At 58.5% G+C, this 15,531-nt stretch carries 14 protein-coding genes; 2 read left to right on the forward strand and 12 right to left on the reverse strand.

Features of this window, described 5'->3' with window-relative positions; translation table 11 throughout:
- Positions 1-19 precede the first annotated feature (19 nt).
- The 7 genes from AWB64_RS03585 to AWB64_RS03610 form a co-directional block, all read right to left on the reverse strand.
- Positions 20-778, reverse strand: coding sequence for an aquaporin (locus AWB64_RS03585; protein ID WP_063493156.1), 759 nt, complete (start codon positions 776-778; stop codon positions 20-22).
- Between the two features lie 209 nt (positions 779-987).
- Positions 988-1,632 carry a response regulator gene (locus tag AWB64_RS03590; protein ID WP_060817267.1) on the reverse strand — a complete coding sequence of 215 codons (645 nt, stop codon included), beginning with the start codon at positions 1,630-1,632 and terminating at the stop codon, positions 988-990.
- An 80-nt stretch (positions 1,633-1,712) separates the two neighbouring features.
- Positions 1,713-2,390: a response regulator gene (locus AWB64_RS03595; protein ID WP_060817268.1), complete on the reverse strand. Its 678-nt coding sequence runs from the start codon at positions 2,388-2,390 to the stop codon at positions 1,713-1,715.
- The gene (locus tag AWB64_RS31475; RefSeq protein WP_157766581.1) at positions 2,387-2,551 is read right to left on the reverse strand and encodes a hypothetical protein; all 165 of its coding nucleotides are present in this window, start codon (positions 2,549-2,551) and stop codon (positions 2,387-2,389) included. The genes AWB64_RS03595 and AWB64_RS31475 overlap by 4 nt, the downstream gene beginning before the upstream one ends.
- Positions 2,548-3,195: a response regulator gene (locus AWB64_RS03600; protein WP_060817269.1), complete on the reverse strand. Its 648-nt coding sequence runs from the start codon at positions 3,193-3,195 to the stop codon at positions 2,548-2,550. Before AWB64_RS03600 ends, AWB64_RS31475 begins: the two co-directional genes overlap by 4 nt.
- Before the next feature lie 691 nt (positions 3,196-3,886).
- Complete coding sequence (locus AWB64_RS03605; RefSeq protein ID WP_060817270.1) at positions 3,887-4,411, reverse strand: single-stranded DNA-binding protein; 525 nt, start codon at positions 4,409-4,411, stop codon at positions 3,887-3,889.
- Between the two features lie 72 nt (positions 4,412-4,483).
- Positions 4,484-5,686: an MFS transporter gene (locus tag AWB64_RS03610; RefSeq protein WP_060817271.1), complete on the reverse strand. Its 1,203-nt coding sequence runs from the start codon at positions 5,684-5,686 to the stop codon at positions 4,484-4,486.
- A 296-nt stretch (positions 5,687-5,982) separates the two neighbouring features.
- On the opposite strand from AWB64_RS03610, the gene uvrA reads away from it, so the two are divergent.
- Both uvrA and AWB64_RS03620 read left to right on the forward strand, forming a co-directional pair.
- Complete coding sequence (gene uvrA, locus AWB64_RS03615; protein WP_060817272.1) at positions 5,983-8,856, forward strand: excinuclease ABC subunit UvrA; 2,874 nt, start codon at positions 5,983-5,985, stop codon at positions 8,854-8,856.
- 88 nt (positions 8,857-8,944) lie between these two features.
- Positions 8,945-10,018, forward strand: a complete 1,074-nt coding sequence (locus tag AWB64_RS03620; protein ID WP_060817273.1) for an AI-2E family transporter — start codon at positions 8,945-8,947, stop codon at positions 10,016-10,018.
- Between the two features lie 61 nt (positions 10,019-10,079).
- On the opposite strand, the gene purU is transcribed toward AWB64_RS03620, so the two are convergent.
- From purU to AWB64_RS03645, 5 genes are all read right to left on the reverse strand, one after another.
- A complete protein-coding gene (purU, locus tag AWB64_RS03625) occupies positions 10,080-10,949 on the reverse strand; it encodes a formyltetrahydrofolate deformylase (RefSeq protein ID WP_060817274.1) in 870 nt (289 codons plus the stop codon).
- Positions 10,950-10,973: 24 nt separating this feature from the next.
- Entirely contained in the window at positions 10,974-11,819 is an 846-nt protein-coding gene (locus tag AWB64_RS03630) for an NUDIX hydrolase (protein ID WP_060817275.1), read from the reverse strand.
- A 364-nt stretch (positions 11,820-12,183) separates the two neighbouring features.
- Complete coding sequence (locus AWB64_RS03635) at positions 12,184-12,798, reverse strand: LysE family translocator (protein WP_060817276.1); 615 nt, start codon at positions 12,796-12,798, stop codon at positions 12,184-12,186.
- A gap of 18 nt (positions 12,799-12,816) precedes the next feature.
- Positions 12,817-13,392, reverse strand: coding sequence for an adenine phosphoribosyltransferase (locus AWB64_RS03640; RefSeq protein ID WP_060817277.1), 576 nt, complete (start codon positions 13,390-13,392; stop codon positions 12,817-12,819).
- 18 nt (positions 13,393-13,410) lie between these two features.
- The gene (locus tag AWB64_RS03645; protein ID WP_060817278.1) at positions 13,411-15,414 is read right to left on the reverse strand and encodes a monovalent cation:proton antiporter family protein; all 2,004 of its coding nucleotides are present in this window, start codon (positions 15,412-15,414) and stop codon (positions 13,411-13,413) included.
- Positions 15,415-15,531 lie beyond the last annotated feature (117 nt).

Consider the following 15,531-nt stretch of genomic DNA (forward strand, 5'->3'; position numbering starts at 1 on the left):
AATGGTCGATGCGCGCTTGTCATAGCGGCTGGTTGTCGAGCGCGCCGCCAATACGGCTGGTGCCTTGCATCTTGCTGTTGCTGGCGGATGCATTGCGTTGGAGCATGGGGAAAACGAAGCCCGCGAGCACGCCCCCGCCCAGGGGCGCAGCCCAGAAAAGCCACAATTGGTCCAGCGCCCAACCGCCCATGACAAGCGCTGGCCCGGTTGAACGCGCTGGATTGATGGATGCGTTGGTGACAGGAATGGCGAGCAGCGAACACAACGTCAGCGACAACCCGATCAGCGCCGCGCCGCCAATTCGCATCCGTTTGCCAGATGTCACGGCGAGGTTCACGAGCACGAACACGAAGGTCATCAGCACTTCCACAATCAACGCTGCATGCAGTTGATAGCGCGCGGGCGAATGGGCGCCGTAACCGTTCACGCCAAGCGCGACGAGACCGGGAGACGCGCCGGGCCGCGCACTGGCTACAACATAGAGAAGCCACGCGCCCGCGATCGCGCCGCCGACTTGCGCCGCGATAGTCGGCATGAGGTCACGCACGGGAAAGCGATTGGCAATGGCGAATCCAACCGTGACGGCTGGATTGAAGTGAGCGCTCGAAATGGGACGCAGCACATACACGAGCGTGGTTGCAGCAAGGCCAAAGGCCACCGCCTGGCAAATGAGGCCAACGTCCGTCCGGAAATATCCGCCGGCAAGCGCCGTGCAGCCACAACCGAAAAAGACGAGCGAAAAAGTTCCTAGGCACTCGCCCAGCAGTTTCTTGAACATATCGTCTTCGCTTCCCTGGGTTGAACTCCATTGCCGATACGAGCCGCGTGGCGATAGTCGCGGGGACGGCAAGCATCGGGGGAGCAAGCGTTCAAGTTTGGGCGCAAAGACGCATCCCATTAATCAGAGCGTTCCTAAACGTTTCTGACTAACAGAAGGTCCGATTTATTGATGCTGTTTATTGGAAAGGGCGTTGCAGTATGACTATGTCAAGCCAGTCCAATCTGTCGCAGATAGTTCAACAATTGCACCTCGGTCTCGAGACCGAGCTTGCGCATGGCGTTGCGCCTTTGGGTACCGATTGTCTTGATACTTCTTTCAAGGCGATCAGCGATACTAATTAATGACATTCCACCCGCATATAGCTGCAACACTTCCCATTCGCGAGCGCTCAGCACGCCGGCCTGACTGGGTTTATTTTCGATATGAGACTTCAGCAGTGCATCAGCATGCATCGATACAAAACGATCTCCGCCGATTACCGCAACCATCGCCTGATTCAGGGATTCCATGCAGTCACGCTTGTCCACGAGCGCGTCCGCCCCCAGGTCAAGCAGACCGGCTAGCATTTGAGGTTGCGCAATCATGGTGACGACGATCAGGCGCGGCCGCTCAGGTTGCCTCAGAAAGCGCCGCAAGAACGCGATGGCATTGCTCTCGCCATCGATGCCTCGCATGCCGATATCCGAGATCACGATATCGCACGGGAACCTGTCGATCCGGTCGGCAAGGGATTCGGTGTCGCTGGCAGTCGCCACGACCTCGGCACGCGGATCGCGTTGAAGCCAGATGTCGATGCCCTTTCTTACGGCCGCGTGATCATCGGCCAGGATAATCCGGATTTTTGAATGCACTTTTTATTGTTTCCGCGCTCTACGTGACGGCCCGTGTATCCCCTGGGCTCATGAATCTTGTAGTCCAGTACAGTTTCCGGCTATGGCCCCGGCCGTTGCACCTGAACCAGACCGCTGTCGAACGCGAACCGGTATAGCTCGGCATCCGTATTCAATTCGAGCTTGCGCATGGCCGCGCATTTTTGCGCGCTGATCGTCTTGACGCTGCGGCCGAGCTCGCGCGCAATTTCCGTGACATTTCCGCCGCGTGCGTAGCGTCCGATTACGTCGAGTTCACGGCGCGTGAGCTTTTGCCGGATCATGTCCACGCGATGCGCCGAAGTCGCGTCCGCCAAAAGCGCGCGCACCGACGGCCCGAGATAATCCTCGTTCGCGAGCACCGTGACGATCGCCACGTAGATCAGTTCCAGACGATCCTGCTTGCTGACCACGGCGTTCGCGCCCGCATCGAGCGCCCGGGCAATAAGATCGGCGTCCGTTGTCATGGACAAAATGACGATCGCAGTCTTCGGATGATTTTCGACAATGAACTTGATCAGGTCTATGCCGTCGCCGTGCGTACCGCCCGGCATGTAGAAATCCATGATCACGACATCGCATTCCTGCTTTTCCAGCGCGGCAATCAGACCCGTGGAATCCTGCGCGCGGCACACAATCTCGATGTTCTGCACATTCGCGATCAATCGCTCGATGGCCAGGACGACCAGTGGATGATCGTCGGCAACTGCCAACCTGATTCGTTGAGTGAACGCAATCATTTACTAACCTCGTTAAACCCGATGTCCGCCCGGGTGATGCGTCCGCTCTCGGCGGGTTGCAATTTGCCTGCATTTGCATGGCCCGCTGCAGGATCGTTGATCTGCACCGGCATCGACATAAGATGCTTCTGAAAGCCTTTCAAGTTCAGAACTCTCATCATGTGAGGCCGTAAGCGCGCGCGAACGCGAACAGTCCTGGATCGTTCTGGACTCCGAGCTTGCTCATGGCGTCGCGTTTTTGACGGCTGATGGTGCGCACGTCGCGTTCCATGAAACGCGCGATCTCGGTGATCGAGAGGCCGCTTGCGAACATGCGCACGACTTCGATTTCCCGAGGCGACAGGCGTGGACCTTCGCCGAGCAGGTCGTTTTCCGCGCCGGCCACGGCCAGTGCGTCGACAACCGATGAACTCAAGTACCGGCGCCCGACGCCCGCAAACTTGACCGCGGCCGCGAGCTCATCCATTGACTCGACCTTATTGAGCAGACCCATTGCACCGGCGCTCAGGATTGAACGGAGAATCGCGACATTGCTCATGCTGGTCAGCACGACGATGCGGATCTCCGGCCAGTCGCGCCGCACCCGCTTGATCAGACGAAGTCCGTCTTCGGCCTGCAAACCCAGCTCGGGCATGGCGAAATCCGTCACCAGCACGTCGCAAGGCGTGGTAACCAGCAAGCGCAGCAGGGCAGCCGCGCTTGCGGCCTCGCCTACGACTTCCAGGTTTTCATCCGTGCTGAATGTCGCTCGGATGCCGAGCAACACGAACGGGTGATCGTCTGCCAGAACGATTCGCAGTTTCAATGCGCCCTCTCATTTTATTGTTTGCACGTCGGTTAATCAGGGCCGATCCGGCAACGATTGATTCGGCAACACGCCGTTACGCATAAGAACACGGGCGCCAAGCCGCTCAACATAGGAACACTCTCAATGTTGGCTTCACGAGATCGGGCGCTTTATAAGATTTGACTTATTTCCCCTCAGTGCGGCGCTCGCCTGCGCCGTCGTGGAGTTGTCCAATGCACGGCCATGCCGTACTTGAACGATGCCCAGAGTAGTTTTCAACCGACCGGGCGCTCAATACGAATCGTCCTATTCGCGCTCGTTTAGAAACTTTCCACTACTCTGATTCCATTGAGGAAAGAGCTGTTAATACCGAGAAGACGTGGAAGGTCATTCCAAGAAGACCGCATCCATACATTGGTTCTAAAGATCGCGAATGTTTTGCAGCACGCGGCTAAAGCGCCGTCTACAGGAGCGCGCGGGATTCAATCTGGTGATGAGCTTTCGGACCTTCGTCGATAAAAACGAACAACTCTTTCGAAAATCACGCACGCAAACGATTGCGTAAGCCAAATCAGTTCGTGGTGAAATGACAACGCTCGATTTTGTGTTTTGGTCTCTACAACGAAAAAAGACCCGAAGTTTCGCGCTCACGACTGAATGAGCAAGAAACTTCGGGTCCAGCTTTCACCGTCCCGCGCCGATTTTTAGGTCAGAAAGGAATGTCGTCGTCCATTTCGTCGAAACCGCCGCCCGCCGGAGCGCTCGGACGGCTTGCGCCGCCTCCTGCCGCAGGACGTCCGCCCGATGCACCACCACGGCTCGCACCGCCGCCGCTGCGTTCGGCCGGAGCGCGGCTGCTGTAGCCGCCTTCATCGCCGCCACCGCCGCCGCCCGCGCCGCCGCGTCCACCCAGCATTTGCATCTGTTCCGCCACAATCTCGGTTGCGTACTTTTCCACGCCCGCCTGATCCGTATATTTGCGCGTACGAATACGGCCTTCCACGTAAATGGACGAGCCCTTTTTCAGGTATTCATTGACGATTTCCGCCAGCCGGCCGAAAAAGGTCACGCGATGCCATTCCGTCATTTCCTTCATTTCGCCGGACGTCTTGTCCTTGAAACGATCGGTAGTGGCGAGACGGACGTTGGCCACGGCGTCGCCGCTCGGCAGATAGCGGGTTTCCGGATCAGCGCCCAGATTTCCGACCAGAATGACCTTGTTGACGGATGCCATGATTTCTCCTGTTAATTCAATTCAGTTCAATTCAATACGATTCAATTCAATGCAGCGCGCTAACCCGATTCATCATGCCGTGCGCCGGATCTTCTGCGGCGGCGGCTTCATGTTCGTTGCCACGATCAGCCATGCCAGCACCAGCGCGGAACACGCGAAAAACACGGCGCTCTGGCCATCTACTTTCAACAGCCAGCCGCCAATCACGCCACCGATTGCGAGACCGATCGACTGCGTCGTGTTGTAAACCCCCGCTGCCGCGCCTTTCCTCGTACCTGGCGCCAGTTTGGAGACAAGCGACGGTTGCGACGCCTCCAGCACGTTAAAGCCCAGAAAGTAGACAAACAAGATTGCGGCCACTGACCACAGAGTATGAGGAGCCGCGCCCAATAACAACTGGCCAATCAGGATAAGGAAAATCGCGCCAAGCATGACAGCCTTCGTCCTGCCGCGTTTTTCAGCAGCAATAATTGCCGGCACCATCAGCACGAACGCAAGTCCCATGACCGGCAAATAGACTTTCCAGTGCGCCGCAACAGGCAAACCGCCCGCTTCCAGAATGCGCGGGACAACCAGGAACAAGGCCGTCTGCGTGGCATGCAGGACAAGTACGCCAAAGTTCAGCCGCAGCAATTCGACGTTGTGAAGCACCTCCGCAAACGGCGCTTTCACGTGAACGGGCGGCCGGGGCGCGTCGGGGACGACCCAGATCACCACGCCCACGGCGAGTATCGATAAAAATCCAATCAGCGTGAACAGTCCGCTCATGCCGACCCACTGGAACACGATCGGCGCACCCACAATGGCCACCGCGAACGAAACGCCGATGCTCGCGCCGACCATTGCCATGGCTTTCGTGCGGTTTTCTTCAGTCGTCAGATCCGCGATAAACGCAATCACCGCCGACGAAACCGCGCCCATTCCCTGGATCACACGCCCGGCGATAATCCACGTCATGGAATGCCCGACCGCCGCCACGAAGCTGCCGATGGCAAAAATCACCAGTCCGAACGCGATAACCGGTTTGCGCCCGAGCTTGTCCGAGACCCAGCCGTAAAAAATATAAAGCAGCGATTGCGTGACGCCGTAAGCGCCCAGCGCAATGCCCACGAGCAGCACGTTGTCGCCGCCGGGAATCGTCTTCGCGTAGATGGAAAACACCGGCATGATCATGAAGAGACCGAGCATGCGCAGCGCGAAGATTGCGGCAAGCGACACGGTCGCACGCAACTCTGGCGCGCTCAGACGTGTGGACGTAGCAGACGGATTGGACATCGGGGCGAGGTAATGTGGATACGCGTCAGGCCATGCGCGCGAACACGGAGCACGAGTGCGGCCATCTTGTGGTTGCCGGGAACGGCACTATATGAGACAGACGGCCGAGGCGGAATTTGTGCTTCCCAAAGAGCTTCCAACGTGCTTCGAGACCGCGCCCCGACCCCATGCGAAGGTCGAAAAACATCCTTCGCAGACCCGCTGCACGCTTGATTGACGCCGATGAGCGCGGGCAACGCGCTCTCGAAAAGTCGTTATAGTAGCAGGTTTAGCCCCCTTACTTTCCGCCCGGATTCATGGAAGAAATTCGTATTCGTGGGGCTCGCACCCACAATCTCAAAAACATCAATCTCGACTTGCCGCGTCACAAGCTGATCGTGATTACGGGCTTGTCAGGTTCGGGGAAATCGTCGCTCGCCTTTGACACGCTCTACGCGGAAGGCCAGCGCCGTTACGTGGAAAGTCTCTCCGCCTACGCTCGCCAGTTCCTGCAGTTGATGGAAAAGCCGGACGTGGACCTGATCGAGGGTTTGTCGCCGGCAATTTCGATCGAACAGAAGGCGACTTCGCATAATCCGCGCTCCACGGTGGGCACCGTCACCGAGATTCACGACTACCTGCGGTTGCTGTTTGCCCGCGTCGGTACGCCGCACTGTCCGGATCATCACATTCCGCTGGAAGCCCAAAGCGTGTCGCAAATGGTCGACGCCGCGCTCGCCATGCCCGAGGAAACCAAGCTGATGATCCTCGCGCCCGTGGTCGCGGATCGCAAGGGCGAGCACACCGAGTTGTTCGAAGCCATGCAGGCGCAGGGTTTTATCCGCTTTCGCGTGCGCTCGGGCGGCGGCACGGCGAATGAAGGCGTCGCGAAGATCTACGAGATCGAGTCGCTGCCGAAGCTGAAAAAGAACGATAAACATACTATCGATGTCGTCATCGACCGCTTGAAGGTTCGGCCGGACATGAAGCAGCGGCTGGCGGAATCGTTCGAAACCGCGTTGCGCCTGGCCGATGGCCGAGCAATCGCGCTCGAAATGGATTCGGAGCGCGAGCATTTATATAGCTCGAAATTCGCCTGCCCGATCTGCTCGTACTCGCTGCAGGAACTCGAGCCGCGCCTGTTCTCGTTCAACAACCCCATGGGCGCGTGCCCGGAATGCGACGGCCTTGGACAGATCACGTTCTTCGACCCGAAGCGTGTGGTCGCGCATCCGTCATTGTCCCTGGCGGCGGGCGCGGTAAAAGGCTGGGACCGGCGCAACCAGTTCTATTTCCAGATGCTGCAAAGCCTGGCGTCGTTCTTCGAATTCGATCTCGATGCCGCGTTCGAGGACCTGCCCGAAAAGGTCCGAAAGATCCTGCTGTTCGGTTCCGGCAAGCAGGTGATTCCGTTTTCGTACATCAACGAGCGTGGCCGCACGACTGTTCGCGAGCATGCGTTCGAAGGGATTATCCCGAGTCTGGAGCGCCGCTACAAGGAAACGGATTCCGCGGCGGTGCGCGAGGAATTATCGAAATATCAGAACAACCAAGCGTGTCCGGCGTGCGAAGGCACGCGGCTGCGCACGGAAGCGCGCAACGTGAAGCTCGGCACGGGCGAGCATGCGCGGGCCATTTACGAAGTGAGCGGCTGGCCGCTGCGCGATACGCTCGGCTATTTCCAGACGCTGCGGCTGGAAGGCTCGAAGGCCGAGATCGCGGATCGGGTCATCAAGGAAATCGTCGCGCGGCTGACGTTCCTGAATAACGTCGGGCTGGATTATTTGTCGCTGGAACGCAGCGCGGAGACGCTTTCGGGCGGCGAAGCGCAGCGCATCCGGCTCGCGTCGCAGATCGGCTCGGGCCTGACCGGCGTGATGTACGTGCTGGATGAACCGTCCATCGGCTTGCATCAGCGGGATAACGACCGGCTGATCGATACCCTCAAGCATCTGCGCGACATCGGCAATTCGGTGATCGTGGTCGAGCACGACGAAGACATGATCCGCATGGCCGATTATGTGGTCGACATGGGTCCGGGCGCGGGCGTGCATGGCGGCGAGATTGTCTCGCAAGGCACGGCAAAGCATGTCCAGAACGACCCGAACTCAATGACCGGTCAGTATTTGTCGGGCAAACGCAGCATCAGCTATTCGACCGACCGCACGCCGCCCGACGAACGGCGGCTGCGGATCATCGAAGCATATGGCAACAACCTGAAAAACGTTTCGCTCGACTTGCCAGTTGGCTTGCTGACGTGCGTGACCGGCGTATCGGGCTCGGGCAAGTCCACGCTTATCAACGACACGCTGTATCACGCCGTCTCGCAGCATCTGTACGGATCGGCGACCGAGCCCGCGCCTTACGAAGCCATTGAAGGGCTTGAGCATTTCGACAAGGTCATCAACGTCGATCAATCGCCGATTGGCCGCACGCCGCGCTCGAATCCGGCGACCTATACCGGTCTTTTCACGCCGATCCGTGAGTTGTTCGCGGGCGTGCCGGCATCGAAGGAACGGGGTTACGATCCCGGCCGGTTCTCGTTCAACGTGAAGGGCGGCCGCTGCGAGGCCTGTCAGGGCGACGGCGTGCTGAAAGTGGAGATGCACTTTCTACCCGATGTGTACGTGCCTTGCGACGTCTGCCACGGCAAGCGCTACAACCGCGAGACGCTCGAAGTCCAGTACAAGGGCAAGAATATCCACGAAGTGCTCGACCTGACTGTTGAAGCGGCGTACGAGTTCTTCAAGCCGGTCCCGATCGTCGCGCGGAAGCTCAAAACCTTGCTCGACGTCGGTCTGGGTTATATCCGCCTCGGCCAGTCGGCGACCACGCTTTCAGGCGGCGAGGCCCAGCGCGTGAAGCTTTCGCTGGAACTGAGCAAGCGTGACACGGGTCGGACTCTCTATATTCTCGACGAACCGACGACCGGATTGCATTTCCACGATATCGCGCTGCTGCTCGAAGTAATTCACCGCCTGCGCGATCAGGGTAATACTGTCGTAATCATCGAGCATAATCTGGATGTAATCAAAACCGCCGACTGGGTGATCGACCTGGGTCCCGAAGGCGGCGCGGGCGGCGGCCAGATCATCGCGCAGGGGACGCCCGAGCAGGTTGCCAAATCGAAGTCCAGTTTTACCGGCCGGTATCTCGCGCCCTTGCTGCAACGGCCGAGATCGGCTGCATGACGAACAAGCACAACCCGCAACCTTGAGCCGGCCCGTTATCGGGCCGTAGCACTCTGTAACCCGTTCGCGGCAGGAGACCGAAGGATTCATGGCAAAGCGCAACGAAGCGGCCGAGAACAGGCCCGCAGTCCGGCCGGTCCGGCTGACGAGCGACATGAGCATGCCGAAACTGTCCGCGGTGGAAATCGGCAGTTATCTTGTCGCGTTCGCCGGCATGTTCGCGGTGCTGCATCTGCAACTGCTCGGCGCGCTGCTGGCCGGCATGCTCGTGTTCCAGCTCGTGCACACCATTGCGCCGGTCATCGAAAAAACGATGACGAGCGGACGCGCCCGCTGGGTCGCGGTCGTGATTCTGGCCGTGGTCATAGTGGGCGGGCTGGCGGGTGCGACGGTCGCAACCATCGATCATTTTCAGCGCGATGTCCCGAGCGTCCAGAAACTGCTCGATCAACTCATGATGATCACGTCGCACGCCCGTCTGCAGGTGCCAAACTGGATTGCGAACTACCTTCCTGTCGATTCCGAGCAGATGAAGGACAAGGCGACCGACCTCATGCAGAAACACGCCGCCATGCTGCAGCAGGGCGGCAAGGACGCGGCGCGCGGGTTCGGACACGTGCTGATCGGGATGATCATTGGCGCGATCATCGCCGTGGGCACGCCGCGCACAACGCATCGGCTGCCGCTTTCCACAGCGCTCGTCACGCGTGTGACGCGGTTCTCGGAGGCGTTTCGCCGTATTGTTTTCGCGCAGGTGAAAATATCCGCCATTAACGCCGCATTCACCGCTTTATATTTGCTGGTCGCATTGCCGCTGTTTCACGAGCGGCTGCCGTTATCGAAAACGCTGGTGATGGTGACGTTTATTGTCGGATTGTTGCCGGTCATCGGGAATCTGATTTCCAACGCGCTGATCGTCGCTATCTCGCTTTCCGTGTCGTTCGGAACGGCAGTGGCTTCGCTTGGGTTTCTGATCGTCATTCACAAACTCGAATACTTCCTGAATGCGCGAATCATTGGCGGGCAGATTGAAGCGCGCGCGTGGGAACTGCTGTTGGCAATGCTTGCCATGGAAGCCGCGTTCGGCCTTCCGGGCGTAATCGCTGCGCCGATTTTCTATGCTTACATCAAGCGCGAACTGGTTTATCTGAGACTGGTTTAGCTCAATGGTTTAACTCGAGAAACTGACGGCGCTTGAATGCAAGTTCCGCCAGCTTTTCGATTTATTTGAACACCACCGTCTTGCTGCCGTTCAGGACGATCCTGTGCTCGACGTGCCAGCGCACCGCGCGCGCGAGCGTCACGCATTCCACGTCACGGCCGATCGCCGTCAACTGATCCGGCGCCATGCTGTGGTCCACACGCTCCACTTCCTGTTCGATAATCGGGCCTTCATCCAGATCCGTTGTCACGTAATGCGCAGTCGCGCCGATCAACTTCACGCCGCGATCGAACGCCTGGTAATAAGGCTTCGCGCCCTTGAAACTCGGCAGGAACGAATGATGGATATTGATCGCCCGGCCATTGAGCGCGGTGCACAATTCAGGCGACAGTATCTGCATATAGCGGGCGAGCACGACCAGATCGATCTTGTTCTGTTCCACGATTTCCAGCACGCGCGCTTCCTGCGAAGCCTTGGCTTCGGGCGTCGACGCCATCAGCGGCAAATGATGAAACGGGACGTCATAGCTTGCGGCGAGTTGATAGAACTCCCGATGATTCGAAACAATCGCCGGAATTTCGATCGCGAGTTGTCCCGTGCGATACCGGAACAGCAAATCGTTCAGGCAATGCCCGATCTTCGACACCATGATCATGACGCGCGGTTTGACCGATGCATCGTGCAGTTCCCATTTCATGCCGAACTGATCGGCAAGCGGACTGAACGACGTACGCAATGCTTCAAGCCCCGGGTCGCCGCCGACTTGCTGGAAATGCACGCGCATGAAGAACTCGCCGGTGTGGCTGTCGCCGAATTGCGCCGAGTCCAGGATGTTGCTGCCAAGGTCGAACAGGAATCCGGACACCGCATGCACGATCCCCGGACGATCCGGACACGACAACTTCAAGATAAAACTATGTTCGGTCGACATGAACCGATACTCCTTTGAAATATTTCATAGCACGGGCGGCGAAAAAACCGCCTGCATGCCTTCGCACGCTTCTTCGTCTATCCATTGGCGGCGCAGCAGGCAATCGAGCGTGGCGAGACTGGCGTCGACAGTAAGCGCGCCCTCTTCTATCCATCGCGCAACTTCGTCTATCCGCGCAAGGCTGTGTTCGCCAACCTCGCCGTCCTGGTTGTGTGGCGCGAAGTCCGCCGGCAGGGTCAGGTCGAAAACGTAGATTTGTTCGGCCTGAGTACCTTCGGGTAGCGATTGCAGCACGTGGAATACACGTCCGGATATTGCTTTTGCAGCCAGGTCCGCCGACATGCCGGCTTCTTCCCAGCACTCTTTTGCTAGCGTTTCCTCAATCCCCATTCCCCAGCCAATACCACCCGCCACCACGTTGTCGAGCATGCCAGGGTCGGTCGCTTTGGTCTCGCTGCGGCGCGCTATCCAGAGGTTTGGCGCGTGGCCCCGTTCTTCCACGATACCGTTTAGATGCACCGCGTATGTCATTGTGCCGAAGAAACGCGAGGCCGCACGTTCTATGAATGCCAAGGGTTCTGCGTCGAAAGTATTGCGGATCGCGTATGTTTCGTTGCGCCAGCCCGGGATGCGGCCGTCAGCGGCGAGCATGCCAATTACCGCGCCTAACGCGGCGCTTCGGGCTTCTAACGTTTCGAAGTTTTCGGATAGGTGGATCGAGGTTTCTTTGATCTCGAATACATCTGGCCATGGGTTTAATGCAGACACGTCCGTGCGGCGGATCCAGCCGATTCGCTCCCCAGCGATGTAAAACGGCAAATGCGCCGATGCATCGAAGTTGCGCGCTGCTTTGATCGCTGGAAGAAGCATTTTTTTGTTAGGCTCCGGCTGATTAAAAGGCGGGGATTGTACAGCGTGGTCTTGCGTAGGTTCTTCTGCTGCTCAGGCTTTCGCGTGTTTCGTTTTGGCTCATTTCTTTAGCACTTTTAGCCACTGTCCGTGGCGGGACTTCATTTCTTTTTCCAACGGCGAAAAAGAAACGAAGCAAAGAAAACGCCTTTCAACCGCTAACTCTTAAGTGTCCCGAGCGTGCAGTTTTATCTGCTTGGGACCTCAAAAGAACCGTTGCCGCCATAACCACCAACACCTGAAACCCTCCCCCTCCGAATTCCTACATCCATACGCTTCGCCATCAGCGCTCTCGGGCAAGCTCTTTTGCTTCTGCGCGTTTTCTTTAATCTTTTATCGCTACGCGGATTCCTAATCCTATGAAGGTCGCGCCCGCTAACCTGTCCAACCATATGCCTACCTTCGGGCGGCGCTTCAAATATGCTCCAATCATTCCCGCCGCCACGCCAAACACCGAGAACACCACGACCGTCTGGAGCATGAATACTCCGCCCAATTCGAACATCTGCAACATCACACTTTGCACTCCGTGCGGATTTACGAACTGCGGCAGGAATACGATGAAAAATAACGTCACCTTCGGATTCAACAGATTGCCAATCACGCTCTGACGAAATACCACCGTCAACGGCTGGCTCGGCCGCTCATGCGCACTCGATAACCCCTTGCTCCGAATCGCCTTGATTCCAATCCAGATCAAATAGGCCGCACCCGCCAATTTCACAACCTCAAAAGCAATCGGCGATGACTTCAATAACGCCGCCACACCCAGTGCGGCCAGCGTCGTGTGAAACGAAATGCCCGCCGCAAAACCTAATGCCGCGACCAGTCCAGCCGCACGCCCCTGCGATATTCCCCGCGCCAACACTTGCAGGTTATCGGGCCCCGGCGCAGCCGTTATTGCTATGGACGCCGCAAGAAACAAAAGGAAATTTGGCATGGTTTCAAGACGCTCCCATCAATGGCCGTCGAATTCGCAAACCGTGAATAATGGCAACCCGGATTCGCGCAGCAATTTCGATCCGCCCAGCGCCGGCAAATCAACTATCGCCGCACCCTCCACCACCACCGCGCCCAACCGCTCCAGCAGGATCTTGCCGGCCATCATCGTGCCGCCGGTCGCAATCAAGTCATCCACAATCACCACGCGCTCGCCAGGCTTGCACGCGTCTTCATGGATCTCGACAGTCGCGCTGCCGTACTCAAGCTCGTACAACTGCGACAAGGTCTTGTACGGCAACTTCCCCTTCTTACGGATCGGCACGAAACCCAGACTCAATTCATAAGCGAGAATCGGCCCGATAATAAAACCACGCGCATCAAGTCCCGCAATCGTGTCAATGCGCGCATCTATATAGCGCTGCACCAGCAGATCAATCAACGTGCGCAACGCACGCCGGTCCTGCAACACAGGCGTGATATCGCGGAATTGCACGCCGGGTTGCGGCCAGTCGGGAACGGTGCGGATTCGCTCGCGGATGAAACTCGCGGGATTGGACAAGGCGGGCGCCACCGGCGCTGCGATTGAGGACATGTTCTCTCCGGAAAAACGTCAGGCTGCCGCGCCCGCACGGCGATTGCGCGACAACCGCTCTTCAGCCCGCTGCAGCGCTTCAGGCAAACCGCGCAGCACGACAATATCGCTCGCGCGCAACTTGGTGTCAGGATCAGGCTCCACGCCACGAATCCCATGCCGCCGAATCGCCGTCACCTCGACGCCATCATCGACCAGCCCAAGTTCGTCAAGCGTACGGCCGACGGCGTCGGCGTTTTCGTCGACGGGAACCGATTGTAGCCGCACCTGCTCCCGGCGTTCCTCGTCATCGGTATCATCCGCGCCGTGAAAATAGCCGCGCAGCAAGCTGTAACGCTCGTCCCGCATCTCTTCCACACGACGCACCACGCGACGCATCGGCACACCCATCAGCACGAGCGTATGCGAAGCCAGCATCAAGCTGCCTTCCACGATCTCCGGAATCACTTCCGTCGCGCCCGATGCAATCAGCTTCTCAAGGTCGGCGTCGTCGACGGTACGCACAATGGTCGGCAACGTGGGCTCCAGTTCGTGAATGCTGTGCAACACACGCAACGCGGACGGCGTATTCGCAAACGTGATGGCGACCGTCGCCGCCCGATGCAAACCGGCCGCGACCAGCGCCTCGCGCCGCCCGGCGTCGCCGTACACCACGCTTTCACCCGCCGCGGCGGCCGCCGTCACGCGATCGGGATCCAGGTCGAGCGCAACGTAAGACAAGCCTTCGTGCTCAAGCATGCGCGCCAGGTTCTGCCCCGCGCGGCCGTAGCCGCAAATGATCACGTGGCCACTCTGCTTCAGGCTTTGCGTGGCAATGCGCGTCATTTGCAACGATTGCCGCAACCATTCCGTCGATGAAAGCCGCAGCACGATCCTGTCGGCGTTCTGGATGATGAACGGCGCGGCGAGCATGGAAAGCAGCATCGACGAAAGAATGGCCTGCAGCAGAACAGGCTCGACAAGATGTTTGTCGAGAATCAGGTTCAGCAGCACGAAACCGAACTCGCCGGCTTGCGCGAGGTTCAGGCCGGTGCGCATGGCGACACCCGGCGGCGAACCGAAAAGCCGCGCCAGTCCGGTGATCATCACGGCCTTGAGCAGAATAGGCACGACGAAAAACGTGGCCACGAGAAACGGATGTTCCCAGATCACGCGCGGATTGAGCAGCATGCCGGTCGTCACGAAGAAGAGGCCGAGCAGCACGTCGCGAAACGGCTTGATGTCCTCTTCCACCTGATGCCGGTAAGGCGTCTCCGCAATCAGCATCCCCGCAATGAAAGCGCCGAGCGCGAGCGACAGGCCGAATTTATCGGTGATGAACGCGGCGCCCAGCGTCACCAGCAACAGGTTCAGCATGAAGAGTTCTTGCGAACGCCGGCGCGCCACAATGTTGAACCATCGCGTCATGAACTTCTGGCCGATGAACAACAACACCGTCAGCGCAACCACGATCTTCACGGCGGCAATGGCGAGCCAGAACGCCAGTTCCTTCGAATTCCCGTTGCCAAATGCCGCAATGATGATCAGGAGCGGCACCACGGCCAGATCTTGGAACAGCAGCACACCGAAGATATTGCGGCCATGCTCGGATTCGAGTTCGAGCCGTTCGGCGAGCATTTTCGAAACAATCGCGGTGGACGACATGGACAATGCGCCGCCAAGCGCGATGCTCGCTTCCCACGACATGCCGGTCCAGAAATTCGCGATCCATCCAAACAGCAGCGCGAGCAGGATCGTCCCGCCGACCTGGCTCGCGCCAAGTCCAAACACAATCCTTCGCATCGACCTCAATTTCGAAAGCGAGAACTCAAGCCCGATGGAAAACATCAGGAACACAACGCCGAATTCGGCGAGATGCTGCGCGCGCTCGCTGTCCGGCGCAATGCCCGCGGCATGCGGCCCGACAATGATCCCGACCGCCAGATACCCCAGCATGGGCGGCAGGTTGAAAAACCGGAACACGACGACGCCGCCCACTGAACACAGCAGTAACAGCAACGTCATTTCAAGCGGAGAAGTCATCCGTCTAGCATCCTCGTTGGTCGTTGGATTGCAGATCGGCCTCCCCGCGCGCTCGAATCAGCGCGGCTGAGGCACGACCTGCGTGGGCGGATGAGCGCGGAAGCGCCGCTGGGCAAA

Origin of the sequence: Caballeronia sordidicola, from assembly GCF_001544455.2 — a bacterium.
Lineage (GTDB): Bacteria > Pseudomonadota > Gammaproteobacteria > Burkholderiales > Burkholderiaceae > Caballeronia > Caballeronia sordidicola.